Raw genomic sequence first — 26,393 nt, 5'->3', positions numbered from 1 at the left:
TTGTCTGCTCAAGTCATCGCGATTGACGCAATGGGCGGGGACTTCGGTCCCCGCAGCATTGTTCAGGCCAGTCTTGCTTGTCTGAATGCTACGCCCTCGCTGCACCTGACCCTTGTCGGTCAACCCTCCCTTCTTGAAGAAATGCTCAGCGGCCAATCGGCTGTGGATCGCTCGCGCCTGGCCATTGCGCCAGCGTCCGAAGTCATCACCATGGACGAAAAACCGGCCCAGGCCTTGCGCGGCAAACCTGACGCTTCAATGCGGGTGGCCCTCGAGCTGCTGCGCGACGGCAAGGTCCAGGCGTGTGTCAGTGCGGGCAATACCGGCGCGCTGATGGCGTTGTCGCGCTATGTGCTCAAGACGTTGCCGGGGATCGACCGACCGGCGATGGTCGCGGCGATTCCGACCCAGCGGGGGTTTTGTCAGTTGCTCGACCTGGGTGCCAACGTCGATTGCAGCGCCGAGCATCTGTTGCAGTTCGCGGTGATGGGCTCGGTGGCGGCTGAAACCCTGGGCATCGTGCGCCCTCGCGTGGCGCTGCTGAACATCGGCACCGAAGACATCAAGGGCAACCAGCAGGTCAAGCTGGCCGCCACGTTGCTGCAGCGCGCGCGGGGTATCAACTACATCGGCTTCGTCGAGGGGGATGGCGTGTACCGCGGCGAGGCGGATGTGGTGGTGTGTGATGGCTTCGTCGGCAATATTCTGCTCAAGTCCAGTGAGGGCCTGGCGACCATGATTGGCCAGCGCATCGAGACCCTGTTCAAGCAAAGCCTGGCTTCGCGAGTGGTGGGGGCCCTGGCGCTGCCGTTGATGCGGCGGTTGCAAGCGGACCTGGCGCCGGCGCGGCACAACGGTGCGAGTTTCCTTGGGTTGCAGGGAATCGTGATCAAGAGCCACGGTTCGGCGGGCGTGCTGGGTTTTCAAAGCGCGATTAACCGGGCGGTGATCGAAATCCAGGAAAACCTGCCTGAGCGCCTTCATGGCCGCCTCGAAGATTTGTTAACTTAGGCGTTTTCGTCCGACAATGCTTAAATGTGACCGGTCGGTTCAACTCACCATCCAACTGTCAGTTTCCTAGCGCCCCCCGGGGCGTCAATTTTTGACGACAAGATCATTAGGGGCTTTGTTTTCATGTCTGCTTCCCTCGCATTCGTCTTTCCAGGACAGGGCTCGCAGTCCCTCGGCATGCTGGCCGAGCTGGGCGCGCAATACCCGTTGGTCCTCGAAACATTCAAAGAAGCTTCCGATGCGCTCGGCTACGACCTGTGGGCACTGACCCAGCAGGGGCCGGAAGAACAGCTCAATCAAACCGATAAAACCCAACCGGCCATCCTGACCGCCTCTATCGCGCTCTGGCGCCTATGGCTGGCCGAAGGCGGTGCGCGTCCGGCGTTCGTTGCCGGGCATAGCCTGGGCGAGTACAGCGCCCTCGTGGCGGCCGGCAGCCTGAGCCTGGGCGATGCGGTGAAGCTGGTGGAGCGTCGTGGCCAGTTGATGCAGGAGGCCGTTCCGGCTGGGCAGGGTGGCATGGCCGCGATCCTCGGCCTGGACGATGCCGATGTACTGGCCGCTTGTGCCGAAGCGGCGCAAGGTGATGTGGTCAGTGCGGTGAACTTCAACTCCCCGGGCCAGGTGGTGATTGCCGGTGCCAAGGCGGCTGTCGAGCGCGCCATTGAAGGTTGCAAGGCTCGTGGCGCCAAGCGCGCGATGCCGCTGCCGGTCAGCGTGCCGTCGCACTGTGAGCTGATGCGCCCGGCTGCCGAGCGTTTTGCCGAGTCCATCGCCGCCATCGATTGGCGAGCGCCACAGATTCCCGTGGTGCAGAACGTCAGTGCCAACGTGGCTCCGGATCTCGAGACCCTCAAGCGCGATCTGTTGGAACAACTCTACAAGCCGGTTCGCTGGGTCGAATCGGTGCAGGCCCTGGCGGCCAGGGGCGCGACCGAATTGGTCGAGTGCGGCCCTGGTAAAGTGCTGGCCGGTCTGAACAAACGTTGCGCCGAAGGCGTGTCGACTTCCAATCTCAATACCCCAGACGCTTTCGCTGCCACCCGTGCAGCGCAGGCCTGAACAGGAGAAGCTTGCATGAGTCTGCAAGGTAAAGTTGCACTGGTGACCGGTGCAAGCCGTGGCATCGGCCAGGCCATTGCCCTGGAACTGGGTCGCCAAGGCGCCATCGTCGTGGGTACCGCGACTTCCGCTTCGGGCGCCGAGCGCATCGCTGCGACCCTCAAGGAAAACGACATTCAAGGCACCGGCCTTGAGCTGAATGTCACCAGCGACGAATCCGTCGCGGCGGTGTTGGCAAGCATTCAGGAGCAGTTCGGCGCGCCGGCGATCCTGGTCAATAATGCCGGTATCACCCGCGATAATCTGATGATGCGCATGAAAGATGACGAATGGTTCGATGTGATCGACACCAACCTGAACAGCCTTTACCGGCTGTCCAAGGGCGTTCTGCGGGGCATGACCAAGGCACGTTGGGGCCGAATTATCAGTATCGGCTCGGTTGTGGGTGCCATGGGCAACGCAGGCCAAGTAAACTATGCTGCGGCAAAAGCCGGTCTGGAAGGTTTCAGCCGTGCACTGGCCCGTGAAGTGGGTTCGCGTTCGATTACGGTAAACTCGGTAGCCCCGGGTTTTATCGACACCGACATGACCCGTGAACTGCCGGAAGCACAGCGTGAAGCGCTGTTGACACAAATTCCGCTGGGTCGTCTGGGGCAAGCTCAAGAAATCGCGTCTGTGGTCGCTTTTCTTGCGTCGGACGGTGCGGCATACGTGACTGGGGCTACAATCCCGGTAAACGGCGGGATGTACATGAGTTAAATGTGACGGATTGCTTCAAAAAAATGTCATACGAGCTGTCTAAAATCCGTTATAAAGCTGCAATCAATTTATAGACGGCGGGCCGCGGGGTCTGAGGAGTGAAGCTTTCGGTTGAAAAACCGAAAAGTTCTTCTATACACTTACCCACCGGCCAGCTGCCTGAATTTGTCCATTAGGAGTGAAAACAAGGTATGAGCACCATCGAAGAGCGCGTCAAGAAAATCGTTGCCGAGCAACTGGGCGTCAAAGAAGAAGAAGTTGTGAACACCGCTTCCTTCGTTGAAGACCTGGGTGCCGACTCCCTTGACACCGTTGAGCTGGTGATGGCTCTGGAAGAGGAATTCGAGACCGAAATCCCTGACGAAGAAGCTGAGAAGATCACTACTGTACAAGCTGCTATCGACTACGTTACCAGCCACCAGGCGTAATTGTTTTTAGTCGTCGCTAGCTGTCATGGAAAAACCGCACTGCCATCACGGCGTGCGGTTTTTTCTTTAGGCCTGATGCAAAGTCGTCATTAGAAAAAGGAGAGTGCTGTGTCGCGTAGACGCGTCGTAGTCACCGGTATGGGTATGTTGTCGCCACTGGGTACGGATGTGCCGAGCAGCTGGCAGGGCATTCTGGCTGGCCGCAGTGGCATTGGTCTGATCGAGCACACCGACCTTTCTGCCTATTCCACCCGTTTTGGCGGCTCGGTAAAGGGTTTCAATGTCGAGGAATACCTGTCGGTCAAAGAAGCCCGCAAACTTGACCTGTTCATTCAATACGGCCTGGCAGCCGGTTTCCAGGCGGTGCGTAACGCCGGTCTGGAAGTCACCGACGCCAACCGTGAACGCATCGGCGTGGTCATGGGATCGGGTATTGGTGGTTTGACCAATATCGAAGAAACCAGCCGCACGCTGCACGATTCGGGGCCGCGACGGATTTCTCCGTTCTTCGTGCCGGGCTCGATCATCAACATGATTTCCGGTTTCCTGTCCATCCACCTGGGTGCCCAGGGACCTAACTACGCCATCGCCACGGCGTGCACCACCGGTACCCACAGCATCGGCATGGCCGCGCGCAACATCATGTACGACGAAGCCGACGTGATGATTGCCGGTGGCGCCGAAATGGCGGCTTGCGGCCTGGGCATGGGTGGCTTCGGTGCTTCCCGTGCGTTGTCGACCCGCAACGACGAACCGGCCCGCGCGAGCCGGCCGTGGGACAAGGGCCGCGATGGCTTCGTGCTGTCCGACGGCGCCGGTGCACTGGTGCTCGAGGAGCTGGAGCACGCCAAGGCCCGGGGCGCGACCATCTATGCCGAACTGATCGGCTTCGGTACCAGCGGCGACGCGTACCACATGACGTCGCCACCGGCCGATGGCGCCGGTGCTGCTCGTTGCATCGCCAATGCCTTGCGCGATGCGAAAATCAACGGCGAACAGGTGCAGTACATCAACGCCCATGGTACATCGACCCCGGCTGGCGACCTGGCTGAAGCCCAGGCGATCAAGACGGTATTTGGCGAGCACGCTTATAAACTGGCAGTCAGCTCGACCAAGTCCATGACCGGTCACCTGCTGGGCGCCGCCGGTGCGGTGGAGGCGATCTTCAGCGTGTTGGCGATCAACAGCCAAGTGGCGCCGCCGACCATCAATCTCGATGAGCCGGATGAGGGCTGTGACCTGGACTTCGTACCGCACACGGCCCGGAGCATGGACATCGATGTAGTGTTGTCCAACTCCTTCGGTTTCGGTGGGACCAACGGTTCACTGGTGTTCCGCCGGTTCGCCGGTTGATGGAAAGCTGGGTCGACGGTCAGCCGGCCGACGTTCTGTCGCTGAAAGATCGCGGCCTGGCTTATGGCGACGGGCTGTTCGAAACCATCGCGGTGCGCGATGGCAAGCCCGTGTTGCTGGAGCGTCACCTGCAACGCCTGGAGCTGGGTTGCCAGCGATTGGCGCTCAAGGTTGACATGACCGAGTTGAGCGTCGAGCTGAACACCTACGCGCAACGCCTGGGTGAAGGGGTGTTGAAGCTGATCGTGACTCGTGGGGACAGCTTGCGCGGTTATGCCGCCGATCCCTCTGCGCAGGGGCGCAGGATTCTGCAAGGGAGCCCGCCGCCCGCTTATCCCGCTGCGCATGCCGAACGAGGCGTTCATCTGTTTCCTTGCGCCGTACGCTTGTCCGAGCAGCCCTTGCTCGCCGGTCTCAAGCACCTCAATCGCCTGGAGCAAGTGCTGGCGCGCGCCGAATGGACCGATGCCCAATACGCCGAAGGCTTGATGCTGGATACGTCCGGGCGGGTGATCGAAGGCGTCTTCAGCAATCTGTTCCTGGTGCACGATGGCGTATTGATCACTGCGGATCTGAGCCGTTGCGGTGTGGCCGGCGTGATGCGCGCAGAATTATTGTTTCAAGCCGAGTCCCAAGGCATCGCCACGCAAATCACTGACATTCGCCTCGAACAGCTGCACCAGGCCGATGAAGTCTTCGTTTGCAACAGCGTTTATGGCGTGTGGCCAGTGCAGGCATGTGGTTCGGCGCGCTGGTCGGTTGGGCCGCTCACCCGTAAACTGCAGACCCTTGCCCGCGCGCTATTGGATGTTTGATTCGTGAGACGTAAATTCTTGCTGCTGCTGGAAACCGGACTGGTTCTGGCGGGGCTGTTGTTGGGCGCTTCGGCCTGGAAGATTCATTCGGCGTTGCAACAGCCGCTGAACATCACCCAGGAAGAAATGCTGGACGTACCCAACGGGACCACCCCGACTGGCACCCTCAAGCGCCTCGAATCCGACGGCCTGATCAGGGACGCTTTCTGGTTGCGGATCTATTGGCGCTTCAATCTCGCTGACCAGCCGTTGCACTCCGGTGAATATCGGATGGTGCCAGGCATGACGATGGAAAACCTGATCGGTGTCTGGAAGCGTGGTGAAGTGGTGCAGTACAGCGTGACGCTGGTGGAAGGCTGGAATTTCCGTCAGGTTCGTGCGGCGCTGGCCAAGGATGAAAAGCTCCAGAAGACCCTCACCGGGCTGAGCGACAGCCAGGTGATGGAGCGTCTTGGCCATTCCGGGGTCTTTCCCGAAGGGCGGTTCTTCCCGGACACCTATCGCTTCGTGCGCGGTACGTCGGATGCCGATCTGCTGAAAAAAGCCTATGACCGGCTGGAAGACGTGCTTGCCAAGGAGTGGGCACAGCGTGCCGCCGATGTGCCTTACACCCAGCCTTATCAAGCCTTGATCATGGCGTCCCTGGTGGAAAAGGAAACCGGCGTGCCCCAGGAGCGCGGTCAGATTGCCGGCGTATTCGTGCGCCGCATGCGCTTGGGCATGCTGCTGCAAACCGACCCCACGGTGATCTACGGCCTGGGCGAGCGCTACACCGGCAAACTTACCCGCGCCCATTTGAAAGAAGAAAACCCGTACAACACCTATTTGATTCCGGGTCTGCCGCCGACGCCGATTGCGATGGTGGGGCGCGAGGCGATTCATGCCGCGTTGAACCCGGCGGAGGGCAACAGCCTCTACTTTGTTGCCCGCGGTGACGGCAGCCACGTGTTCTCCGATGATCTGGAGTCGCACAACAACGCGGTGCGCGAATTCCAGCTCAAGCGCCGCGCCGATTACCGCTCCAGCCCGACCCCGGCCACGCCGGACGAGCAGGTGCCGATTCCCGCCGCTTCGCCTGATACCACGCCCGAAGCGGTGCCTCAAGTGCCGCCCCAGGTACCTGCACCGCAACCTGCTCCCGAACCGAACGACAGCGAGCCGAGCCCGCAATGACTTTGATTAAGGATCGCCCGTGACTGGCTTGTTTATTACGCTGGAAGGCCCCGAAGGCGCCGGCAAGAGTACCAACCGCGAATACCTGGCCGAACGCCTGCGGGCTGCCGGCATCGAGGTGCTGCTGACCCGTGAGCCCGGCGGTACGCCGTTGGCCGAGCGGATTCGCGAGGTCTTGTTGGCCCCGATCGAAGAAGTCATGAACCCCGACACCGAGCTGTTGCTGGTGTTCGCTGCGCGGGCGCAGCACTTGGCCGAGGTGATTCGCCCGGCGTTGGCCCGTGGCGCGGTGGTGCTCTGCGACCGTTTTACCGATTCGACCTACGCCTATCAGGGCGGCGGTCGAGGCTTGTCCCTGGAGCGCATTGCCGCGCTGGAGACCTTCGTCCAGGGCGACCTGCGACCGGACCTGACGCTGATATTCGATCTGCCGGTGGAAATCGGCCTGGCCCGCGCCAGTGCCCGAGGCCGGCTGGATCGTTTTGAACTGGAAGGCCAGGTTTTTTTCAATGCGGTACGCGCTGCCTTCCTGGATCGTGCCAAGGCCGATCCGTCCCGTTATCTGTTGATCGATGCCGCGCAACCGTTGACCCAGGTCCAGCAGTCCCTGGACGGCCTGCTGCCACGTTTGCTGGAGCGTGCCCGTGGCTGAAGCCTATCCCTGGCAGGACGGCCTCTGGCAACAGCTCGCCGGGCGCGCCCAGCATGCCCATGCCTATTTGCTGCACGGTCCGGCCGGTATCGGCAAGCGGGCGTTGGCCGAGCGCCTGATGGCCAGCCTGTTGTGCCAGCGCCCGGGGGCCTCTAACGCCTGCGGCGAGTGCAAATCCTGCCTGCTGCTCAAGGCTGGCAGCCATCCCGACAACTATGTGCTGGAACCGGAGGAAGCGGACAAGGCGATCAAGGTCGACCAGGTTCGTGATCTGGTCAGTTTCGTGGTCCAGACTGCGCAGATGGGTGGGCGCAAAGTGGTGTTGATCGAGCCTGTCGAGTCGATGAACATCAACGCCGCCAACGCCTTGCTCAAGAGTCTTGAGGAGCCGTCTGGCGACACCGTGCTGTTGCTGGTCAGCCACCAGCCGAGCCGTTTGCTGCCGACGATCAAGAGCCGCTGCGTACAGCAGGCCTGTCCGCTGCCAAGCGAGGCGACGAGCCTGCAGTGGCTGGCCCAGGCCTTGCCTGACAGCAGCGATGAAGAACGCGTCGAATTGCTGACCCTGGCCGCCGGTTCGCCCTTGGCGGCCGTCAGTCTTCGGGCCCAGGGCGTATTGGAGCAACGGGCGTTGGTGGTGGACGGGGTGAAAAAACTGCTCAAGCAGCAGCAATCCCCGACGCAACTGGCTGAAGGTTGGAATGCCATCCCGCTGCTGTTGCTGTTTGACTGGTTCTGCGACTGGTCGAGCCTGATCCTGCGCTACCAGCTCACCGAGGACGAGGCCGGCCTGGGGCTGGCGGACATGCGCAAGGTGATCCAATACCTGGCGCAAAAAACCAGCCAGGACAAAATCTTGAACATTCAGGACTGGATTCTTGCCCAACGTCAGAAGGTGCTGAGTAAGGCAAACCTCAATCGGGTGTTGTTGCTCGAGGCTCTATTGGTGCAGTGGGCGAGTTTGCCTGGTCGAAACTGACAGACACGGCCTAGACTCAGCTCAATCGCAGCGGAGATCAGCATGAACGAACCTGTCAGTCCCGGGCCACGCAACGGCATCCTGTCCCTGACCATCAAGGATAAGTCGGTGCTTTACGCCGCCTACATGCCCTTCATCAAAAATGGCGGCCTGTTCATCCCGACCAACAAGAGTTATCGCTTGGGCGATGAGGTGTTCATGCTGTTGAGCCTGATGGATGAGCCGGAGAAGATCCCGGTCGCCGGCAAGGTGATCTGGATGACCCCCAAAGGCGCTCAGGGCAATCGGGCCGCCGGTGTCGGCGTGCAGTTCAATGAAGGCGACAGTTCGGCCCGTAATCAGATCGAAACCCACTTGGCCGGAACCCTGAAGTCCGACCGTCCCACCCATACGATGTAGCCCAGTCCTCTATGCTTGTAGATTCCCATTGCCACCTTGACCGCCTCGACCTCGCTGCCCATGACGGCTCCCTGGATGCCGCGCTGGACGCCGCCCGCCAACGAGGCGTCGGCCACTTCCTGTGCATTGGTGTCAGCGCCGACAACGCCGCTGACGTCAAGGCGCTGGCTGAACGCTATGAAGATGTCGATTGTTCGGTCGGTATCCATCCGCTGGATGTGCAGCCCGATGCCACGCCGGCCCTGGACTGGCTGCTGCGTGAGCTCGACCACCCGCGGGTGGTGGCCATTGGCGAAACCGGTCTGGACTATCACTACGAACCAGAAGCCGCCGAGGTGCAGCAAGCCTCGTTCCGCCTGCACCTGGAGGCTGCGCAACAGACCGGTAAACCGGTGATCATCCACACCCGTGGCGCCCGGGCCGACACCCTGGCCTTGCTGCGTGACGCGGCGTTGCCCCAGGCCGGTGTGCTGCATTGCTTCACTGAAGACTGGGACATGGCCAAGGCTGCGCTGGACATGGGTTACTACATTTCCTTGTCTGGAATTGTCACGTTCCGCAACGCTGATGCCTTGCGCGACGTCGCCAGTAAAGTGCCGGCCGATCGCTTGCTGGTGGAAACCGACTCACCGTACCTGGCGCCGATTCCGTATCGTGGCAAGCCGAACCTTCCTCAATACGTACGAGAAGTGGCGGAGTTTCTGGCGATGTTGCGCGGCGAGTCCTACGAGCGGTTCGCTGAGCAGACGACGAAAAATTTTAAGCAATTGTTTCCGCTGGCTCACGTTCGTCCGGCGCAAGCCTGAATTTCATGCAAAAAAAACCCGGGTTCTGGGGGGTGAATCCGGGTTAAGACCATTAGGAGTAAAACAAAGGCACACGGTCCATTGGTACCTTTATCAGCGCGTCACTTGGGGGAGATGTCGCGCTGACAGTTCAAGTATTGATCAGTATCCCAACGCGTCCAGTCGGGCCGAGGCGGTTTTTAAACATATTTGGAATACGCTCGCTTCGGATAAGTTCTCACTGTCGCCAAAGCTTGCCGGGGCGGCGTGTCGGAGCGAAAAAAACGCAGCCGGGCGTGTACGGTTTTTGGAAGAACTGCGGTCGAGAACGGATGATCCGTGCATTTTTGCGTAAGTTAGGCATAATACCGGGCTTCGAATTTTGACCCTTCAGACCTTTTTTCTTATGCACAAAGAACCCCGTAAGGTCCGTGAGTTTCGTCGCCGCGAGCAGGAAATTCTCGACACCGCGCTCAAGTTGTTCCTCGATCAGGGTGAAGACAGCGTCACCGTCGAGATGATTGCGGATGCCGTGGGTATCGGCAAAGGCACGATTTATAAACATTTCAAATCCAAGGCAGAGATCTATCTGCGCCTGATGCTCGATTACGAGCGCGATTTGAACGAGCTGCTGCATTCGGCCGACGTGGACAAGGACAAGGAGGCCCTGTCCCGGGCCTACTTCGAGTTCCGCATGCGTGACCCGCAGCGTTACCGCTTGTTCGATCGCCTGGAAGAGAAGGTGGTCAAGGGCAACCAGGTGCCGGAGATGGTCGAGGAGCTGCACAAGATCCGCGCCTCGAACTTCGAACGCCTGACGCTGTTGATCAAGGGCCGGATCAGCGAAGGCAAGCTCGAAGACGTGCCGCCTTATTTCCATTACTGCGCCGCCTGGGCGTTGGTGCATGGCGCGGTGGCGCTGTATCACTCGCCGTTCTGGAGCAATGTGCTGGAAGACCAGGAAGGCTTCTTCCAGTTCCTGATGGACATTGGCGTGCGCATGGGCAACAAGCGCAAGCGCGATACCGACGTTCCTGGCAACTGACATTCAGATGCCTTATTGCGCCATGTCCGCTTACATGGCGCAGTGCCCCAGGAATATACTCAGGCTTGGGCCTTGCGCATACTTGATTTCTAGGTCAAGTTTCGGGAGTCCGATTCTTCTTTCGCCGGAGTGATCCATGATCGTTGACCGTCAAGGCAGGCGTTTTCGCAATTTGCGGATCAGCCTGACTTCCGCCTGCAACTACGCGTGTACCTACTGCGTGCCCAATGGCAAGCGGCTGGTGGCTGCGCAGGATGAACTGTCGGCCGAGGCGATGGCGCGGGGTGTGGCCTATCTGATCGAGGCCGCCGGAATCGAGCGGTTGCGTATCACCGGCGGCGAGCCCCTGGTCAGCCCCAAGCTTGAAAGTTTCATGATGGCGGTGGGGCAGATGGGGCTGGAAGACATCAGCCTGACCACCAACGGTCAATTGCTGGCGAAAAAACTGCCCTTGCTGGTGGATGCCGGCATCCGCCGCATCAACGTTTCCCTCGATACCTTGGACCCCGACGCGTTTCGCAGCATCGCCCGTGGCGGTGATTTGGCGACGGTGCTCGACGGTATGGATCAGGCCCGGGCGGCGGGCCTGAAGATCAAGGTCAACATGGTGCCGTTGCGCGGGCAGAACCTGGATCAGGTGATGCCCTTGCTCGAATACTGCATGGAACGCGGTTATGAACTGCGTTTTATCGAGCTGATGCGCATGGGCCACTTGGCCAGCGATTCCAACGCATTTTTGCAGCAGTTTGTTAGTCTCCAACAACTGTTGAGTCTGATCGGCGATCGGTACGAATACCTGCAGGCCGATGCCCGGTGGATGCCACGGCGGTGCGCTATGAGATCCCGGGGCTGGGTTATTTCGGCGTGATCGCCAATGAAAGCGTGCCTTTCTGCCGGACCTGCTCGCGCCTGCGGCTGTCCTCTACGGGGTGGTTGCATGGCTGCTTGTCCTCCAGCAACCGTCACTTTGTCGGCGATCTCTTGGACAAGCCGCGTCACCAGGCGTTGCCCGCTCTTCAGCGCTTGCTGGTCAAAGCCTTGGGAGATAAGCAGGAAGTGGCGTTCTCTGGTGGTGCGACCATCATGAAGATCATCGGCGGCTGACCGAGCTGGCGCAAAAGCTGCATCCACTGGCCATTCGCCGGTTTTCCGACACCGGTTTCTGGAGGGTAGGATGCGTAGCCTGGTTTTGCTGCTGGCCGTTTTGGTGCTTGGCGGTTGCATGAATGTCAGCGACATGGGAGAGGGCGTTCGTTATCACATGAGCGACGCCGGCCTGCTGGACCATAGCGACAGCCGTCGAGTGAACAATCTGCGTATTCAACCGGATTCCTTCATCTACATCGCCCAAGGAGCCTTCGCTCCGCCAGGCAGTGCCTATCCACGTCCCAATGTGGTGGCCGAGGAAGCCTTCAATGGCTTTATCGAGTATTTCCCCATGGTCCGTCGCGCCCGGGTTCCCGAAGGTCTCGATCAGGCCATGGGCGAAGCTCGTTCCGCCGGTGCCCATTACTTGCTCTATACCCGATTTGCCAAGGCCGACAACCGCATCGGCAACACCGACGAATGGCAGGATGAAGAAGCCGTGGATCGCCTGGGGGTCGACACCAGCGTGATTCAAATCATGTTGATCGAGACCAGTACCCAGTATTTGATTGATACTGCTCGTATCAAGAGTCGTGGCGGTTTACTGACGTTGCACGACAAGCAGCCACAAGACCTCATCGCCACGCCGTTGCGTGAATATGCCCGTAGCCTGCTGGGGATGAGCGACGAATAAATACAAGGAGTCACCATGAGCGGACCGCAAAAAGCCAATGACTTGCTGGGGCAGATCCCCAAGACCAAAGGGCTGCCGCCGGTCCACTTGTGGAACCCTGACTTCTGCGGCGACATCGACATGCGTATCGCCCGGGACGGCACCTGGTATTACCTGGGCACGCCGATCGGGCGAAAGCCGATGGTCAAGCTGTTCTCTACCATCATCCGCCGTGACGGCGATGATTACTTCCTGATTACCCCTGTGGAAAAGGTCGGCATCAAGGTCGACGATGCGCCGTTCGTGGCCGTGACCCTTGAGGTTGAAGGCGAAGGGGAAGGGCAGTTGTTGCGCTTCACGACGAATGTCGATGAAACCACTGAGGCCGGCGACGAACATCCGATGCGGGTGGTGATTGATCCCCAGACCCAGGAACCCGCGCCTTATGTGCATGTGCGCAGCAATCTCGAAGCGCTGATCCATCGCAATGTGTTCTACCAACTGGTGGAGTTGGCGGTCAGTCGCGAGATCGATGGGCAGCGGTGGTTGGGTGTGTGGAGTGGTGGCGTGTTCTTCCCTATCGGCGTGGAGCCGTAAACCCTGTGGGAGTGGGCTTGCTCGCGAAGGCGTCGGCACATCCAGCATCTTCTTGACTGACCCACCGCTTTCGCGAGCAAGCTCGCTCCCACAGTGGCCAAGTAAAATTCAAATTGACACCCAATCATATGATGATTAGCGTGGGCCTCCAATAAGAGTGGCCCTGGGGTGTTCATGTCCAGCAGTTTTCATGCATCGACCGTCGATTGGCTGGGTGGCTGGATAGCCGCCGGCCAGGTCAAGCCTGGGCAGACCATCAAGGTCGAAGCGGACTTGGGCGAGCAACTGGGCGTCAGCCGCACGGTGATTCGCGAGGCGATCAAGACCCTGGTGGCCAAGGGCATGCTGGAAGTCGGGCCGAAAGTCGGCACGCGAGTGTTGCCGGTGCGCCGCTGGAACCTGTTCGACCCTCAGGTAGTCGGCTGGCTGTCACGCAGCGGCCTGCCGGAAAACTTCGTCGATGACCTGCTGGACCTGCGCCGCACCATCGAGCCGATGGCGGTGCGTTGGGCCTGCGAGCGGGCCACGGCCGACCAGGTACAGGCGATCCGCCTGGCCTACCATGCGCTGGAGCGGGCCGTGGACAGCGGTGCCGATTACAACCGCGCCGACCAGTTTTTCCACGAGTGCATCCTCGCCGCCAGCCATAATCAATTCATCGAACAAATGGTCCCGGCCCTGGGCGCGCTGCTGGCGGTATCGTTCGAGGTGTCGGCTGCCGACCCGGATGAGCTGCGCCGCACTTTGCCCATCCACAAGGACATCGCCGACGCCATCGAAGCCCGTGACGCGGCGCGGGGCGTGTGGGCCTGCATGACCCTGATCGATAACGCAGACCTGGCCATCAAGCGCTTTTACCCTAATGTGATGGCCGGTCGGACAGACGCTGCCGGGCAGGCAGGGAACGGGAGGTTTCAATGAAGTGGACGGCTGTTACGGAACACCGGGCGATCTTGGGTGAGGGGCCGTTCTGGGATGAGCCGACCCAGGCGTTGTACTGGGTCGATATCGCCGGCAAGCAAGCGCTGCGGTTGATCGGCGCCAATGTGCAGATCTGGCAGATGCCCGAGCATGTGTCCGCCTTTATCCCGACGCAGAGTGGCGACGCACTGGTGACGCTGAGCAGTGGTGTCTACCGGCTGGACCTGGATTCGCCGGGCCTGGAACCCCGCCTGACCCTGCTGTGCATGGCTGATCCGCAACTGGGCAATCGTGCCAACGAAGCCCGTTGCGATGCCTTGGGCCAGCTCTGGCTCGGCACCATGCAGAACAACATCGGTGAAAACGCAGAGGACTTGCCCATCGAACGGCGGTCCGGTGGTCTGTTTCGTGTCAGTGGCGATGGCCGGGTCATGCCGCTGCTACGCGGACTGGGCATCCCGAACACCTTGCTGTGGAGTCCAGATGGCACCACGGTGTATTTCGGGGAGAGTCTCGACGGCACGTTGTATCGGTACTTTATCCATCCCGATGGCAGCCTGGCACCCGCCGAGGTCTGGTTCGGTCCCCACCCGCGCGGCGGGCCGGATGGTTCGGCGATGGATGCCCGGGGTTATATCTGGAATGCGCGCTGGGACGGCAGTTGCCTGTTGCGATTGAATCCGCAAGGCCAGGTCGACCGGGTGATCGAATTGCCCGTCAGCCGGCCTACCAGCTGTGTGTTCGGGGGGGAAGACCTCAAGACCTTGTACATCACCAGTGCGGCAAGTCCGTTGGGCCATCCGCTGGACGGTGCGGTGCTGTCGATGCGCGTCGACATACCGGGCGTGGCCTGTACTCGGTTTGCGGGATAAATCCCAAAATATGGGATGTAAATATATATATTGAGATTGTTCGGCGGTCGGGTTTATAGTCGGCTCCATCAGCAATACGCACTCACACTAAAAAAACAAAACAGGTGAAGTGATGCAACGATCCTCCCCCGTGCGCCCCGGTGGCGTACGCGACTCACTGTTTTTCGCCACGCCTTTTGACCGGTCATCCCTGGGTGCCCGGTTTTTGTCGTGCGTGCGAACAGGGGGCTTGATCCATGGCTGAGGCTCTTGTCTTGCCGCCGATACCTGAGCCACCGAAGGGCGAGCGCCTGAAAAACAAGGTGGTGTTGCTGACCGGCGCTGCCCAGGGCATTGGCGAAGCGATCGTCGCCGCGTTCGCTTCGCAACAGGCACGGTTGGTGATCAGTGACATCCAGGCCGAGAAGGTCGAAACGGTCGCGGCCCAGTGGCGTGATCGCGGCGCGGATGTGCAAGCGCTGAAAGCCGATGTGTCGGATCAGCAGGACCTGCACGCCATGGCCCGGCATGCCATTGAGCTGCACGGTCGCATCGACGTGCTGGTGAACTGTGCCGGGGTCAATGTGTTCCGTGACCCGCTGGAAATGACCGAAGAGGACTGGCGCCGCTGCTTCGCCATCGACCTGGATGGCGCCTGGTACGGTTGCAAGGCGGTGTTGCCGCAGATGATCGAGCAGGGCGTGGGCAGCATCATCAACATTGCCTCCGTCCATTCGTCCCACATCATTCCCGGCTGTTTCCCTTACCCGGTGGCCAAGCACGGTTTGCTCGGCCTGACCCGCGCCCTGGGCATCGAATACGCGCCCAAAGGGGTACGCGTCAACGCCATCGCCCCGGGTTACATCGAAACCCAACTGAATGTCGACTACTGGAACGGCTTTGCCGATCCCCATGCCGAACGCCAGCGTGCGCTGGATCTGCACCCGCCACGGCGCGTCGGGCAACCGATCGAAGTGGCAATGACGGCCGTGTTCCTGGCCAGTGACGAAGCACCGTTTATCAATGCTTCATGCATCACCATCGATGGAGGACGTTCGGTCATGTACCACGACTGAATATTCCTGGATTGCAGTGGGAAACTTCGCCTGTAATCCAATCATCATACGATATGACTATTTAGGCCTATGCTGTGTAGCAACTTGATGTAACCGCCCAGCCTGCGCACTTCCACCGTCGGTGGAGCAGACCCTGGACGTTTGGCTTTCAATAAAAAAAACAAGGAGTCAACTATGAATCATCGTCGTGGGATCCGTTCCCTGTGTCGCGCCGCCCTGGCGGTAACCGCGGTCAGCCTCAGCAGCAGCTTGCTGGCGGCTGATCCCGTGAAAATCGGTTTTCTGGTCAAGCAGGCCGAGGAGCCTTGGTTCCAGACCGAATGGGCGTTCGCCGAGAAGGCGAGCAAGGACAAAGGCTTCGAATTGATCAAGATCGCCGTGCCCGACGGCGAGAAAACCCTCTCGGCCATCGATAGCCTGGCCGCCAACGGTGCCAAGGGCTTCGTGATCTGCCCGCCGGACGTGTCCCTCGGCCCGGCCATCATGGCCAAGGCCAAGCTCAACGATCTCAAGGTCATTGCCGTGGACGACCGTTTTGTCGACGCCAGCGGCAAGTTCATGGAAGACGTGCCGTACCTGGGCATGGCCGCGTTCGAAGTGGGCCAGAAGCAGGGCGCTGCCATGGCCGCTGAAGCGAAAAAACGCAACTGGGAGTGGAAAGATACCTACGCGGTGATCAACACTTTCAACGAGCTGGACACCGGTAAGAAGCGCACCGACGGTTCGGTCGATGCCCTGAAGAAAGCCGGGATGCCGGCAGACCACATTCTTTATTCGGCGCTCAAGACCCTCGACGTACCCGGCAGCATGGACTCCACCAACTCGGCGTTGGTGAAGCTGCCAAGCGCCGCGAAAAACCTGATCATCGGCGGCATGAACGACAACACTGTGCTGGGCGGCGTGCGCGCCACCGAAGCAGCCGGGTTCAAGGCTGACAACGTGATCGGCATCGGCATCAACGGCACCGACGCCATCGGTGAGCTGAAGAAACCGAAAAGCGGCTTCTTCGGTTCGATGCTGCCAAGCCCGCACATCGAAGGCTACAAGACCGCCGAGATGATGTACGAGTGGATCACCACCGGCAAGGAACCGCCGAAGTACACCGCCATGGACGAGGTGACGCTGATCACCCGGGAGAACTTCAAGCAGGAGCTGGAAAAGATCGGCCTGTGGAACTGACGGTCGGTTGATTCAAAAGCGGCCTTGGTCACCGAGTGGCGGGGCCGCTTGATCTCTGTAAGTTCGAGGTGGTTATGCAAGCGCAAACAGCGACACGGCAATACAACATTGGCGGCAGCTTGCGGTTCAACGGGATCGGTAAGTCCTTCCCCGGCGTGCAGGCGTTGGCCAATATCAGTTTCGTCGCTCATCCGGGGCAGGTCCATGCCTTGATGGGCGAGAACGGCGCGGGCAAGTCCACGTTGCTGAAAATCCTCGGTGGCGCCTATATCCCGAGCAGTGGTGACTTGCAGATCGGTGAACAGACGATGGCCTTCAAAGGCACCGCCGACAGCATCGCCAGCGGGGTAGCGGTGATTCACCAGGAGCTGCACCTGGTGCCGGAAATGACCGTGGCTGAAAACCTGTTTCTCGGCCATTTGCCGGCGCGTTTCGGCCTGGTCAATCGTGGCGCGCTGCGCCAGCAGGCGCTGACGCTGCTCAAAGGCCTGGCCGACGAAATCGATCCGCAGGAAAAAGTCGGTCGCCTGTCCCTCGGCCAGCGCCAATTGGTGGAAATCGCCAAGGCCTTGTCCCGTGGCGCCCACGTCATTGCTTTCGACGAACCCACCAGTAGTCTGTCGGCCCGTGAAATCGACCGTTTGATGGCGATCATCGCCCGCTTGCGAGACGAGGGCAAAGTGGTGCTGTACGTCAGCCACCGCATGGAAGAAGTGTTCCGTATCTGTAACGCGGTGACGGTGTTCAAGGACGGTCGTTATGTCCGGACCTTCGAAAACATGAGCGAGTTGACCCACGATCAGTTGGTCACGTGCATGGTCGGTCGCGATATCCAGGATATCTATGATTACCGCCCTCGGGAGCGTGGCGATGTGGCGTTGCAGGTGAAGGGCCTGCTGGGGCCGGGCTTGCGCGAACCGGTGAGTTTCCAGGTGCACAAGGGTGAAATCCTTGGATTGTTCGGGCTGGTCGGCGCCGGTCGTACCGAGCTGTTTCGCTTGCTCAGTGGCCTGGAGCGCCAGAGCGAGGGGAGCCTGGTGCTGCACGGCAAGGAGTTGAAACTGCGTTCGCCCCGGGATGCCATCGCCGCTGGCGTGCTGCTCTGCCCGGAAGATCGCAAGAAGGAAGGCATCATTCCGCTGGGCAGCGTGGGCGAGAACATCAACATCAGTGCCCGTCCGGCTCATTCCGCGCTCGGCTGCCTGCTGCGCGGCGACTGGGAGCGGGGCAATGCCGACAAGCAGATCAAGTCGCTGAAGGTGAAGACCCCGGCGGCCAGCCAGAAAATCATGTACCTGTCCGGCGGCAATCAGCAGAAGGCGATTCTCGGTCGCTGGTTGTCGATGCCGATGAAAGTCCTGCTGCTGGACGAGCCGACCCGTGGCATCGATATCGGCGCCAAGGCGGAGATCTACCAGATTATCCACAACCTGGCGGCCGACGGCATCGCGGTGATTGTGGTGTCCAGCGACCTGATGGAAGTGATGGGCATTTCCGACCGAATCCTGGTGCTTTGCGAAGGGGCCATGCGCGGCGAGCTGTCGCGTGACCAGGCCAACGAATCCAACCTGCTGCAACTGGCGCTGCCGCGCCAACGCGTTGCCGACGCGGCGAACTGAGAGGTAAATCATGACCATTCAAAACAATGCACTGCCAACGGCACGCAAACCCCTGGACCTGCGTCGTTTCCTGGATGACTGGGTCATGCTGCTGGCGGCCATCGGTATCTTCGTGCTCTGCACCTTGATGATCGACAACTTCCTGTCGCCGCTGAACATGCGCGGCCTGGGCCTGGCGATTTCCACCACCGGCATCGCGGCCTGCACCATGTTGTATTGCCTGGCGTCCGGGCACTTCGACTTGTCGGTCGGTTCGGTGATTGCCTGTGCCGGCGTGGTCGCGGCGGTGGTGATGCGCGACACCAACAGCGTGTTCCTCGGCGTCAGCGCGGCGCTGGCGATGGGGCTGATCGTCGGCTTGATCAACGGCATCGTCATTGCCAAGCTGCGGGTCAATGCGTTGATTACCACACTGGCGACGATGCAGATCGTCCGCGGCCTGGCCTACATCTTCGCCAACGGCAAAGCGGTGGGTGTCTCGCAGGAATCGTTCTTCGTGTTCGGCAACGGCCAATTGTTCGGCGTGCCGGTACCGATCCTGATCACCATTGTCTGCTTCCTGTTTTTCGGCTGGCTGCTGAACTACACCACCTACGGGCGCAACACCATGGCCATCGGTGGCAACCAGGAAGCGGCGCTGTTGGCAGGGGTGAACGTTGATCGCACCAAGATCATCATCTTCGCCGTGCATGGCTTGATCGGCGCCTTGGCCGGCGTGATCCTGGCATCGCGCATGACCTCGGGCCAGCCGATGATCGGCCAGGGCTTCGAGCTGACCGTGATCTCGGCCTGCGTATTGGGTGGGGTGTCGTTGAGCGGCGGTATCGGCATGATTCGCCATGTCATTGCGGGCGTGCTGATCTTGGCGATCATCGAAAACGCGATGAACCTGAAGAACATCGACACCTTCTACCAGTACGTGATCCGCGGTTCGATCCTGTTGCTGGCGGTGGTGATTGACCGTTTGAAACAACGCTGAGACTTGCGTCGGCCGGGCTGTCCATCGCGGGCAGGCCCGGCTTTTTGGCCTGGCGCAGACCCAACAATGTGGGAGCGGGCTTGCCCGCGCAGGCGATGGTAAATTCAGCATTGATGCAAGCTGACCCGCCGCTATCGCGAGCAAGCTCGCTCCCACAGTTCTTGAGTCCGGCACTGCACCGCAACACACCGCAAACCCCATGTGGGAGCGGGCTTGCCCGCGCAGGCGATGGTACATTCAGCATTGATGCAAGCTGACCCGCCGCTATCGCGAGCAAGCTCGCTCCCACAGTTCTTGAGTCCGGCACTGCACCGCAACACACCGCAAACCCCATGTGGGAGCGAGCTTGCTCGCGATGGCGTCCTCCCTGGCGCCGACGATCATCCTGCCTTGCGCAGGGCTTCGATGAGCTCTTGCTTACGCATCTTCGATCGCCCGGAAATATTCTTCGCCCGGGCTTCCTTCATCAGGCTGTCCACCGTCTGGGCCTCATGGGAGGCCTTGCTGGTGCGTGGATGGCCTTCGCGGGTCTTGGCGGCACGTCGGGCTGATTCCTTGCGGTCGGTTTTCTTTTCCGCGGCCGGTTTCGCCTTCCCCGAACCGCCGGAACGTTCGCCGCCGCCGGACTGTTTGTTGACTGTCGCCCAAGCGCGTGCCTCGGCTTTGTCCTCGGACAGGCCTTTGTTCTCGTAACTTTTTTCGATGTGTTCGGCCTTGCGCTTTTGCTCGGCGGTGTATTTGTCTTTGCTTCCACGAGGCATGGGATGTTCCTCCTCAAGTGTCTGAGCAGAGGCTACTGGCTGGCTGCGCCGCCTTCGGAGCCCGAACCACCGGTCGTGGTTTTCGAGCCCACGCCGGTCTCGGCGTTGTCAGGGGCTGTAGAGTCCGGCGTATTCAAGCCGCCCTGACGCCCCATGTCATTGCCCTGCACACGCGGATCGGTGCCGGTGGCGGGTGGCTGGCCACTGTTCAGGCCGCCGCCGGTACCGTCGGTGTTCAACTTGGGCATGCCTTGCGTAGCGGGGGAGTTGGGTGCTTCCACCGGGTCGGTTGGCCCGGTGCCGGAGGTGGAAGCCGCGAACGCGATTGAAGACAGCAGCGTGGCGAATGTGAATGCAGTCAGCCTTGAAGTGATCATGGTGTCGCCTCCATTTTTCAGAATGCTTGCCTGATCTTGGGCCTCGCCGGATTTGGGTTGGTGCCTGGGGACCGACGAATGGTGTTTTGGGCCCGGCCCCGCAAATTTGTCTTGAAGTGTGACGAGCGCCCTCTGGCGGCTTAGTATGGCGCTTTCCATTGGCTACAAGGCCCGTTCATGTCGATCGAGATCCGTCCTGCGCAACCCAGCGATGCGCCTCAAATCCTTGCCTTTATCACTGAACTGGCCGATTACGAAAAGGCCCGCCACGAAGTCATCGCCAGTGTGGCGGACATCGAGCGTAGCCTGTTCAGCGAGGGCGCCACCGCCCATGGGCTGATCTGCCTGCGTGACGGCGTGCCGATTGGTTTCGCGGTGTTTTTCTTCAGTTACTCCACGTGGCTGGGCAGCAACTGCTTGTACCTCGAAGACCTGTACATCACGCCTGAGCAGCGCGGCGGCGGGGCGGGCAAGACGCTGTTGCGCCACCTGGCGAAGATCGCCTGCGACAACGATTGCGGCCGCTTCGAATGGAGCGTGCTGGACTGGAACACGCCGGCCATCGAGTTCTACAAATCCCTCGGTGCGCAACCCCAGGAAGAATGGGTGCGCTACCGAATGGACGGCAAGGTGCTACGGGATTTCGCCCAGGGCAACTGAGCCGTTCATGAGTGCGCGGCGGATGCGTACTCGACAAACCCCGGCCGTTGTTCGAGGCGTTTGCAGTAGGCGGCCACGGCAGGGTAGTCGGGGCGCTCCATGGGTGCCTGGCGCCAGCGGTGCACAGACAGGCCGATGAGCACATCGGCAAGGGAAAAACCTGTACCGGCCACATAGGCGCCGGTGCGGTTCAACTGCTGTTCCAGCAACCCCATCTTCTCGTTCCAGCCTTTGACCCCGGCGGCAATGCGCTGCGGGTCCTGGAAATCCGGATTCTTGCGCACCAGCGCGTGGAACGCGTAGCCCCAGGACGGGTTGAGTTCCGTCGCCTGCCAATCCATCCACTGTTCGATCCGCGCCCGGGCAGCAGGCTCGACGGGCAGCAGATCGCTGCGCCCGTGCTTACCCACCAGATAACGGCAGATCGTGTTTGATTCCCAGAGCACACCGTTCTCATCAATGATCACCGGCACTTGGGCGTTGGGGTTGAGTGCCAGGAATGCCGGGTCATGGGTCGAGGAAAAACCAATGCCCCAGTCTTCGCGTTCGTAGGCAATTTCCAGTTCCTGGCAGGTCCACAACACTTTTCTGACGTTGATAGAGGAAGTGCGGCCGAGGATTTTCAACAGTTGTCCCATAACGTTTCCCTGAGTGCTGAGGCGGTCCGATCAGAAAACGTAGCAGGGTCGTGGAGGAATGGCGATTGGATTTTTGCTGTTTCGTTTATCCCATTATATGGGAGTGATATTTATATATTGAGATTTTGCCACGCCCAGGTTTATAGTCCGTTCACTCACTGCCAAAAAACAGAACAGGTGAAACGGATGCAGGCGCAATTGATTGCGCTCGATTGGGGGACCACCTCATTACGGGCTTACAAACTCGCCGCCGGGGGCGAGGTGCTCGAGCAGCGCTCGCTGTCATCGGGGATCATGCAGTTGCCTTCCGGGCCGCGGACCCTGGCCGGTCGCGTGTGCATCGACGGCTTCGAACTGGCCTTCGACGAGGCCTGCGGCGATTGGCTCGATGCCCAACCCGGCTTGCCCGTCATTGCCTGCGGCATGGTCGGCAGCGCCCAGGGCTGGCGCGAAGCGCCTTACTGCGACACGCCCGCCAACGTCGCCAATCTCGGACATTCCCTGCAAACCGTGCGCAGTCTTCGCGGTGTCGATGTGCACATTGTGCCGGGGGTGATCCAGCGTTCACGGTTGCCCAATGTCATGCGCGGCGAAGAAACCCAGGTGCTCGGCGCCTTGCACAGCTTGCCGAACGAAGCGGTGCTGATCGGCCTGCCCGGTAGTCATTCCAAATGGGTCGAGGTCGCCGATGGCTGCATCGTGCATTTCGACACTTTCATGACCGGCGAAATTTTCGCCGTGCTCAGCGACCACAGCATTCTCGGCCGTACCCAGCAGCGCGGCGCGGCATTCGACGGCCAGGCCTTTGATCGTGGTGTGCAGGTGGCGTTGTCGGTGGACGGCCAGATCGGCCCGTTGTCCACCGTGTTCAGCGCCCGCAGCCTCGGCTTGACGGGCGAACTGGGGGCCAGCGCCCAGGCGGATTACCTCTCTGGCCTGTTGATTGGCCATGAGCTGACGGCGCTGGCCACGGTACAGCGCCGTCGGCGCGACAGCATCCACCTGCCAACGGTGGTGCTGATCGGCAATTCCCAACTCTGTGTCCGTTATCAACGGGCCCTCGACGCCTGCGGTTTCGCCCGGGTGACCCTGGCCGAACAGGCCACCGAACGGGGTTTGTGGCAACTGGCCGTGGCGGCCGGGCTGCTCGACTCCACCGCATCGCGTTAAACCTGACTGGAGGTCTGACATGCTCACACAAGCACTGGCGTACAACGGGCTGATCGCCATCCTGCGCGGCCTGCGTCCTGAAGATGCAGCCGCTATCGGCGATGTCCTTTACAGCGCTGGATTTCGCGTCATCGAAGTACCGCTCAATTCCCCGGAACCGTACGAAAGTATCCGCATCCTGCGCAGCACCTTGCCCGCCGATTGCCTGATCGGTGCCGGCACGGTGCTCACGCCGGAACAGGTCGAGCAGGTGAAAGCCGCTGGCGGCCAAGTCATCGTCATGCCCCACAGCGACCCGAAAGTACTGCGGGCGGCGAAAGCGGCGGGCTTGTACCTGTCGCCAGGCGTCGCCACGCCCACCGAAGCCTTTGCCGCGCTGGCCGAAGGCGCCCACGTGTTGAAGATGTTCCCGGCCGAGCAAATGGGCCCGGCGGTGGTCAAGGCCTGGCTGGCGGTGCTGCCGGCCGGGACCGTGCTGGTGCCGGTGGGCGGGATTACGCCGGACAACATGGCGGTGTTCGTCGAAGCTGGGGTCAAGGGCTTTGGCCTCGGTTCCGGGCTGTTCAAGCCAGGGATGACGGCAGATGAGGTGGCGGTGCGCGCCAAGGCCTACGTGGCCGCGTGGAATGCCTTGAACTGAAGACTTATCCAGCGCCCCGTGCGCTGCATCTGACAAGAGAGACAACAAGATGAAAATCACCAAACTGACCACGTTTATCGTTCCGCCGCGCTGGTGCTTCCTCAAGGTCGAAACCGACGAGGGCGTGACTGGTTGGGGCGAGCCCGTGGTCGAAGGCCGTGCCCACACGGTGGCGGCTGCTGTTGAAGAATTATCCGACTACCTGATCGGCAAAGACCCACGCAACATCGAAGACATCTGGACCGTGCTGTATCGCGGCGGTTTCTACCGCGGTGGGGCCATTCACATGAGCGCCCTGGCCGGCATCGACCAGGCGCTGTGGGACATCAAGGGCAAGGCCCTGGGCGTGTCGGTCAGCGATTTGCTCGGTGGTCAAGTGCGCGACAAGATCCGCGTGTATTCATGGATCGGCGGCGACCGGCCGGCGGACACCGCCCGGGCGGCGAAAGAAGCCGTGGCGCGGGGCTTCACCGCAGTGAAGATGAACGGTACCGAAGAGCTACAGTTTCTCGACACCTTCGAAAAAGTCGACCTGGCCCTGGCCAACGTGGCGGCGGTGCGGGACGCGGTTGGGCCGAACGTCGGCATTGGCGTGGATTTCCATGGCCGGGTGCACAAGCCGATGGCCAAGGTGCTGATGAAGGAGCTCGACCCTTACAAACTGATGTTCATCGAAGAGCCGGTGCTCAGTGAAAACTACGAGGCGCTCAAGGAACTGGCGCCGCTGACCAGTACCCCGATTGCCCTCGGTGAGCGGTTGTTTTCCCGTTGGGATTTCAAGCGCGTGCTCAGCGAAGGCTATGTGGACATCATCCAGCCCGATGCATCCCACGCCGGCGGCATCACCGAAACCCGCAAGATCGCCAACATGGCCGAGGCCTACGACGTGGCGTTGGCGCTGCACTGCCCGTTGGGTCCCATCGCCCTGGCGGCGTGCCTGCAACTGGATGCGGTCTGCTACAACGCGTTCATCCAGGAGCAGAGCCTGGGCATCCATTACAACGAGAGCAACGACCTGCTGGATTACATCAAGGATCCACAGGTGTTCGACTACGACAAAGGCTTCGTGAAAATTCCCAACGGCCCGGGCCTGGGCATTGAGATCAACGAGGAATACGTCATCGAACGCGCGGCCATCGGTCACCGCTGGCGCAACCCGATCTGGCGCCATGCCGATGGCAGTTTTGCCGAGTGGTGAGTCACGCCTGACCCTGTGGGAGCGAGCTTGCTCGCGATGGCGATGTATCAGTCACACATGTGCCAACTGACACACCGTTATCGCGAGCAAGCTCGCTCCCACAATTTGATCTTCGCAAGCAGGGAGATCTTCTTCGATGCGCCCGTTTCCTCAATAAACATAAAAAGAGGCACCTCACATGCAAGCGCACACCCTGAGCGCGCAAGCGTCGTTGGTGACGCCCAGCCGCAAGCGTTTTTTCATCATGGTCCTGCTGTTCATCACTGTGGTGATCAACTACCTGGACCGCAGCAACCTCTCGATTGCCGCCCCCGCGCTGACCAGTGACCTGGGTATCGATCCGATCCATGTAGGGCTGATTTTCTCGGCATTCGGCTGGACCTACGCAGCCATGCAGATTCCCGGCGGCTGGCTGGTGGACCGGGTGCCGCCGCGCATTCTGTACAGCGTGGCGCTGCTGCTGTGGTCGCTGGCCACGGTGATGCTCGGTTTCGCCGCCAGTTTCATCGCGCTGTTCGTGCTGCGCATGGCGGTCGGTGCCTTGGAAGCGCCGGCGTACCCGATCAACAGCCGCGTGGTCACCACCTGGTTTCCTGAGCGTGAGCGAGCTACGGCCATCGGTTTCTACACGTCCGGACAATTCGTCGGGCTGGCCTTCCTGACGCCGGTACTGGCGTGGCTGCAACACGCGTTCGGTTGGCACATGGTGTTTGTCGCCACCGGCGCGGTGGGCATTCTCTGGGCGCTGATCTGGTACGCGGTGTACCGCGAGCCACGGGATTTCAAAGGCGCCAATGCCGCCGAAATCGAGCTGATCCGCGAGGGTGGCGGGCTGGTGGATATCCAGGCCGATACGGCGAAGGCCAAGGCGAAATTCAGTTGGACCGACCTGGGCATTGTCCTGACCCAACGCAAATTGTGGGGCATTTACCTGGGCCAGTTCTGCCTCAACTCCACGCTGTGGTTTTTCCTGACGTGGTTCCCGACCTACCTAGTGAAATATCGCGGCATGGACTTCATCAAGTCTGGCCTGCTGGCATCGCTGCCCTTCCTCGCAGCGTTCGTGGGGGTGTTGTGTTCCGGTTTCTTCTCTGACTGGCTGATCCGTCGCGGCGCCACGGTGGGGTTTGCCCGCAAGCTGCCGATCATTGGCGGTCTGTTGATTTCCACCTCGATCATCGGCGCCAACTTTGTTGAATCGACACCATTGGTGATCGCTTTCCTGGCCCTGGCGTTCTTCGGCAACGGCCTGGCGTCGATCACCTGGTCGCTGGTCTCCACACTGGCGCCGGCGCGGTTGCTTGGGCTGACGGGCGGGGTGTTCAACTTCATCGGTAACCTGGCGGCCATCGCCACGCCGATCGTGATTGGTTTCCTCGCCAGCGGCGATTCGTTCGCCCCGGCCATTACCTACATCTCTGTTCTGGCGTTGGCTGGCGCGCTGTCCTACATCCTGCTGGTGGGGAAGGTCGAGCGCATCGAGTTGTAGTCCGACGAGGCGGGCGAC

Annotated in this window: 28 protein-coding genes and 1 pseudogene; 26 read left to right on the top strand and 3 right to left on the bottom strand. The window is 60.7% G+C overall.

The genetic code is table 11. The annotated features are described in order from the left end of the window. The 21 genes and pseudogenes from plsX (at position 1) to araH (ending at position 19,442) form a co-directional block, all read left to right on the top strand. On the top strand, positions 1 to 1,011 hold the full coding sequence (gene plsX / locus LOY70_RS21445; protein WP_080712593.1) for a phosphate acyltransferase PlsX: 1,011 nt from the start codon (positions 1 to 3) through the stop codon (positions 1,009 to 1,011). A gap of 123 nt (positions 1,012 to 1,134) precedes the next feature. Next, positions 1,135 to 2,073, top strand: coding sequence for an ACP S-malonyltransferase (fabD, locus tag LOY70_RS21440; RefSeq protein WP_265029251.1), 939 nt, complete (start codon positions 1,135 to 1,137; stop codon positions 2,071 to 2,073). Positions 2,074 to 2,088: 15 nt separating this feature from the next. Then, on the top strand, positions 2,089 to 2,832 hold the full coding sequence (gene fabG / locus LOY70_RS21435; protein ID WP_025214858.1) for a 3-oxoacyl-ACP reductase FabG: 744 nt from the start codon (positions 2,089 to 2,091) through the stop codon (positions 2,830 to 2,832). 191 nt (positions 2,833 to 3,023) lie between these two features. Then, on the top strand, positions 3,024 to 3,260 hold the full coding sequence (acpP, locus tag LOY70_RS21430; protein WP_003175607.1) for an acyl carrier protein: 237 nt from the start codon (positions 3,024 to 3,026) through the stop codon (positions 3,258 to 3,260). Between the two features lie 108 nt (positions 3,261 to 3,368). Further along, positions 3,369 to 4,613 (top strand): beta-ketoacyl-ACP synthase II, encoded by a 1,245-nt coding sequence (gene fabF, locus LOY70_RS21425; protein ID WP_123345914.1) that lies wholly within the window; start codon positions 3,369 to 3,371, stop codon positions 4,611 to 4,613. After that, positions 4,613 to 5,428, top strand: coding sequence for an aminodeoxychorismate lyase (gene pabC / locus LOY70_RS21420; protein WP_265029249.1), 816 nt, complete (start codon positions 4,613 to 4,615; stop codon positions 5,426 to 5,428). Before fabF ends, pabC begins: the two co-directional genes overlap by 1 nt. 3 nt (positions 5,429 to 5,431) lie before the next feature. Beyond that, positions 5,432 to 6,601: an endolytic transglycosylase MltG gene (gene mltG / locus LOY70_RS21415; protein WP_265029248.1), complete on the top strand. Its 1,170-nt coding sequence runs from the start codon at positions 5,432 to 5,434 to the stop codon at positions 6,599 to 6,601. A gap of 19 nt (positions 6,602 to 6,620) precedes the next feature. Beyond that, entirely contained in the window at positions 6,621 to 7,253 is a 633-nt protein-coding gene (gene tmk, locus LOY70_RS21410; RefSeq protein ID WP_123345908.1) for a dTMP kinase, read from the top strand. Continuing rightward, positions 7,246 to 8,232 carry a DNA polymerase III subunit delta' gene (locus tag LOY70_RS21405; protein ID WP_265029247.1) on the top strand — a complete coding sequence of 329 codons (987 nt, stop codon included), beginning with the start codon at positions 7,246 to 7,248 and terminating at the stop codon, positions 8,230 to 8,232. The genes tmk and LOY70_RS21405 overlap by 8 nt, the downstream gene beginning before the upstream one ends. Before the next feature lie 42 nt (positions 8,233 to 8,274). Next, a complete protein-coding gene (locus LOY70_RS21400; RefSeq protein WP_123345904.1) occupies positions 8,275 to 8,631 on the top strand; it encodes a PilZ domain-containing protein in 357 nt (118 codons plus the stop codon). Positions 8,632 to 8,642: 11 nt separating this feature from the next. Further along, positions 8,643 to 9,437, top strand: a complete 795-nt coding sequence (locus tag LOY70_RS21395; protein WP_123415955.1) for a TatD family hydrolase — start codon at positions 8,643 to 8,645, stop codon at positions 9,435 to 9,437. A 385-nt stretch (positions 9,438 to 9,822) separates the two neighbouring features. After that, entirely contained in the window at positions 9,823 to 10,461 is a 639-nt protein-coding gene (locus LOY70_RS21390) for a TetR/AcrR family transcriptional regulator (RefSeq protein ID WP_265029246.1), read from the top strand. Positions 10,462 to 10,597: 136 nt separating this feature from the next. After that, positions 10,598 to 11,565 (top strand): annotated as a pseudogene (locus LOY70_RS21385) (GTP 3',8-cyclase MoaA). A gap of 70 nt (positions 11,566 to 11,635) precedes the next feature. Continuing rightward, complete coding sequence (locus tag LOY70_RS21380; protein WP_060741240.1) at positions 11,636 to 12,241, top strand: DUF4823 domain-containing protein; 606 nt, start codon at positions 11,636 to 11,638, stop codon at positions 12,239 to 12,241. 15 nt (positions 12,242 to 12,256) lie between these two features. Continuing rightward, the gene (locus LOY70_RS21375; protein ID WP_123345897.1) at positions 12,257 to 12,817 is read left to right on the top strand and encodes a DUF1285 domain-containing protein; all 561 of its coding nucleotides are present in this window, start codon (positions 12,257 to 12,259) and stop codon (positions 12,815 to 12,817) included. Positions 12,818 to 12,991: 174 nt separating this feature from the next. Then, entirely contained in the window at positions 12,992 to 13,738 is a 747-nt protein-coding gene (locus tag LOY70_RS21370; RefSeq protein ID WP_123345895.1) for a FadR/GntR family transcriptional regulator, read from the top strand. Then, a complete protein-coding gene (locus LOY70_RS21365; RefSeq protein ID WP_265029245.1) occupies positions 13,735 to 14,610 on the top strand; it encodes an SMP-30/gluconolactonase/LRE family protein in 876 nt (291 codons plus the stop codon). The genes LOY70_RS21370 and LOY70_RS21365 overlap by 4 nt, the downstream gene beginning before the upstream one ends. 236 nt (positions 14,611 to 14,846) lie before the next feature. Further along, positions 14,847 to 15,665, top strand: coding sequence for an SDR family oxidoreductase (locus LOY70_RS21360; RefSeq protein WP_265029244.1), 819 nt, complete (start codon positions 14,847 to 14,849; stop codon positions 15,663 to 15,665). Between the two features lie 174 nt (positions 15,666 to 15,839). Continuing rightward, positions 15,840 to 16,844 (top strand): substrate-binding domain-containing protein, encoded by a 1,005-nt coding sequence (locus LOY70_RS21355; protein ID WP_176689324.1) that lies wholly within the window; start codon positions 15,840 to 15,842, stop codon positions 16,842 to 16,844. Positions 16,845 to 16,918: 74 nt separating this feature from the next. Then, complete coding sequence (gene araG / locus LOY70_RS21350; protein WP_265029243.1) at positions 16,919 to 18,463, top strand: L-arabinose ABC transporter ATP-binding protein AraG; 1,545 nt, start codon at positions 16,919 to 16,921, stop codon at positions 18,461 to 18,463. A 10-nt stretch (positions 18,464 to 18,473) separates the two neighbouring features. Beyond that, a complete protein-coding gene (araH, locus tag LOY70_RS21345; protein WP_025214842.1) occupies positions 18,474 to 19,442 on the top strand; it encodes an L-arabinose ABC transporter permease AraH in 969 nt (322 codons plus the stop codon). 380 nt (positions 19,443 to 19,822) lie between these two features. Here araH and LOY70_RS21340 read toward each other — a convergent pair whose 3' ends face one another. Beyond that, complete coding sequence (locus tag LOY70_RS21340) at positions 19,823 to 20,203, bottom strand: Rho termination factor N-terminal domain-containing protein (protein WP_265029242.1); 381 nt, start codon at positions 20,201 to 20,203, stop codon at positions 19,823 to 19,825. A gap of 32 nt (positions 20,204 to 20,235) precedes the next feature. Beyond that, on the bottom strand, positions 20,236 to 20,580 hold the full coding sequence (locus LOY70_RS21335; protein WP_265029241.1) for a hypothetical protein: 345 nt from the start codon (positions 20,578 to 20,580) through the stop codon (positions 20,236 to 20,238). A gap of 177 nt (positions 20,581 to 20,757) precedes the next feature. On the opposite strand from LOY70_RS21335, the gene LOY70_RS21330 reads away from it, so the two are divergent. Continuing rightward, entirely contained in the window at positions 20,758 to 21,240 is a 483-nt protein-coding gene (locus LOY70_RS21330; RefSeq protein ID WP_053150223.1) for a GNAT family N-acetyltransferase, read from the top strand. Between the two features lie 5 nt (positions 21,241 to 21,245). Here LOY70_RS21330 and LOY70_RS21325 read toward each other — a convergent pair whose 3' ends face one another. Further along, positions 21,246 to 21,878: a glutathione S-transferase family protein gene (locus LOY70_RS21325; RefSeq protein ID WP_265029240.1), complete on the bottom strand. Its 633-nt coding sequence runs from the start codon at positions 21,876 to 21,878 to the stop codon at positions 21,246 to 21,248. Positions 21,879 to 22,064: 186 nt separating this feature from the next. On the opposite strand from LOY70_RS21325, the gene LOY70_RS21320 reads away from it, so the two are divergent. The 4 genes from LOY70_RS21320 (at position 22,065) to LOY70_RS21305 (ending at position 26,375) form a co-directional block, all read left to right on the top strand. Continuing rightward, the gene (locus tag LOY70_RS21320; protein ID WP_265029239.1) at positions 22,065 to 23,048 is read left to right on the top strand and encodes a 2-dehydro-3-deoxygalactonokinase; all 984 of its coding nucleotides are present in this window, start codon (positions 22,065 to 22,067) and stop codon (positions 23,046 to 23,048) included. A gap of 19 nt (positions 23,049 to 23,067) precedes the next feature. Continuing rightward, on the top strand, positions 23,068 to 23,688 hold the full coding sequence (locus LOY70_RS21315; protein ID WP_265029238.1) for a 2-dehydro-3-deoxy-6-phosphogalactonate aldolase: 621 nt from the start codon (positions 23,068 to 23,070) through the stop codon (positions 23,686 to 23,688). A 49-nt stretch (positions 23,689 to 23,737) separates the two neighbouring features. Beyond that, positions 23,738 to 24,886 (top strand): galactonate dehydratase, encoded by a 1,149-nt coding sequence (gene dgoD, locus LOY70_RS21310; RefSeq protein ID WP_003179439.1) that lies wholly within the window; start codon positions 23,738 to 23,740, stop codon positions 24,884 to 24,886. Between the two features lie 178 nt (positions 24,887 to 25,064). Beyond that, entirely contained in the window at positions 25,065 to 26,375 is a 1,311-nt protein-coding gene (locus tag LOY70_RS21305; RefSeq protein WP_265029237.1) for an MFS transporter, read from the top strand. Positions 26,376 to 26,393 lie beyond the last annotated feature (18 nt).

This window comes from Pseudomonas sp. B21-054 (assembly GCF_026016345.1).
Classification (GTDB): Bacteria; Pseudomonadota; Gammaproteobacteria; order Pseudomonadales; family Pseudomonadaceae; genus Aquipseudomonas.
Note: the sequence above shows the minus strand (reverse complement) of the source record. Positions and strands in the feature narration are given on the sequence as shown.

What these genes read in the sequence shown, in the direction of transcription:
- fabD (WP_265029251.1), top strand. Translation starts at nt 1,135, where the DNA reads ATGTCTGCTTCCCTCGCATTCGTCTTTCCAGGACAGGGCTCGCAGTCC.
- fabG (WP_025214858.1), top strand. Translation starts at nt 2,089, where the DNA reads ATGAGTCTGCAAGGTAAAGTTGCACTGGTGACCGGTGCAAGCCGTGGC.
- acpP (WP_003175607.1), top strand. Translation starts at nt 3,024, where the DNA reads ATGAGCACCATCGAAGAGCGCGTCAAGAAAATCGTTGCCGAGCAACTG.
- pabC (WP_265029249.1), top strand. Translation starts at nt 4,613, where the DNA reads ATGGAAAGCTGGGTCGACGGTCAGCCGGCCGACGTTCTGTCGCTGAAA.
- LOY70_RS21400 (WP_123345904.1), top strand. Translation starts at nt 8,275, where the DNA reads ATGAACGAACCTGTCAGTCCCGGGCCACGCAACGGCATCCTGTCCCTG.
- LOY70_RS21395 (WP_123415955.1), top strand. Translation starts at nt 8,643, where the DNA reads ATGCTTGTAGATTCCCATTGCCACCTTGACCGCCTCGACCTCGCTGCC.
- LOY70_RS21390 (WP_265029246.1), top strand. Translation starts at nt 9,823, where the DNA reads ATGCACAAAGAACCCCGTAAGGTCCGTGAGTTTCGTCGCCGCGAGCAG.
- LOY70_RS21380 (WP_060741240.1), top strand. Translation starts at nt 11,636, where the DNA reads ATGCGTAGCCTGGTTTTGCTGCTGGCCGTTTTGGTGCTTGGCGGTTGC.
- LOY70_RS21375 (WP_123345897.1), top strand. Translation starts at nt 12,257, where the DNA reads ATGAGCGGACCGCAAAAAGCCAATGACTTGCTGGGGCAGATCCCCAAG.
- LOY70_RS21370 (WP_123345895.1), top strand. Translation starts at nt 12,992, where the DNA reads ATGTCCAGCAGTTTTCATGCATCGACCGTCGATTGGCTGGGTGGCTGG.
- LOY70_RS21365 (WP_265029245.1), top strand. Translation starts at nt 13,735, where the DNA reads ATGAAGTGGACGGCTGTTACGGAACACCGGGCGATCTTGGGTGAGGGG.
- LOY70_RS21360 (WP_265029244.1), top strand. Translation starts at nt 14,847, where the DNA reads ATGGCTGAGGCTCTTGTCTTGCCGCCGATACCTGAGCCACCGAAGGGC.
- LOY70_RS21355 (WP_176689324.1), top strand. Translation starts at nt 15,840, where the DNA reads ATGAATCATCGTCGTGGGATCCGTTCCCTGTGTCGCGCCGCCCTGGCG.
- araG (WP_265029243.1), top strand. Translation starts at nt 16,919, where the DNA reads ATGCAAGCGCAAACAGCGACACGGCAATACAACATTGGCGGCAGCTTG.
- araH (WP_025214842.1), top strand. Translation starts at nt 18,474, where the DNA reads ATGACCATTCAAAACAATGCACTGCCAACGGCACGCAAACCCCTGGAC.
- LOY70_RS21340 (WP_265029242.1), bottom strand. Translation starts at nt 20,203, where the DNA reads ATGCCTCGTGGAAGCAAAGACAAATACACCGCCGAGCAAAAGCGCAAG.
- LOY70_RS21335 (WP_265029241.1), bottom strand. Translation starts at nt 20,580, where the DNA reads ATGATCACTTCAAGGCTGACTGCATTCACATTCGCCACGCTGCTGTCT.
- LOY70_RS21330 (WP_053150223.1), top strand. Translation starts at nt 20,758, where the DNA reads ATGTCGATCGAGATCCGTCCTGCGCAACCCAGCGATGCGCCTCAAATC.
- LOY70_RS21325 (WP_265029240.1), bottom strand. Translation starts at nt 21,878, where the DNA reads ATGGGACAACTGTTGAAAATCCTCGGCCGCACTTCCTCTATCAACGTC.
- LOY70_RS21320 (WP_265029239.1), top strand. Translation starts at nt 22,065, where the DNA reads ATGCAGGCGCAATTGATTGCGCTCGATTGGGGGACCACCTCATTACGG.
- LOY70_RS21315 (WP_265029238.1), top strand. Translation starts at nt 23,068, where the DNA reads ATGCTCACACAAGCACTGGCGTACAACGGGCTGATCGCCATCCTGCGC.
- dgoD (WP_003179439.1), top strand. Translation starts at nt 23,738, where the DNA reads ATGAAAATCACCAAACTGACCACGTTTATCGTTCCGCCGCGCTGGTGC.
- LOY70_RS21305 (WP_265029237.1), top strand. Translation starts at nt 25,065, where the DNA reads ATGCAAGCGCACACCCTGAGCGCGCAAGCGTCGTTGGTGACGCCCAGC.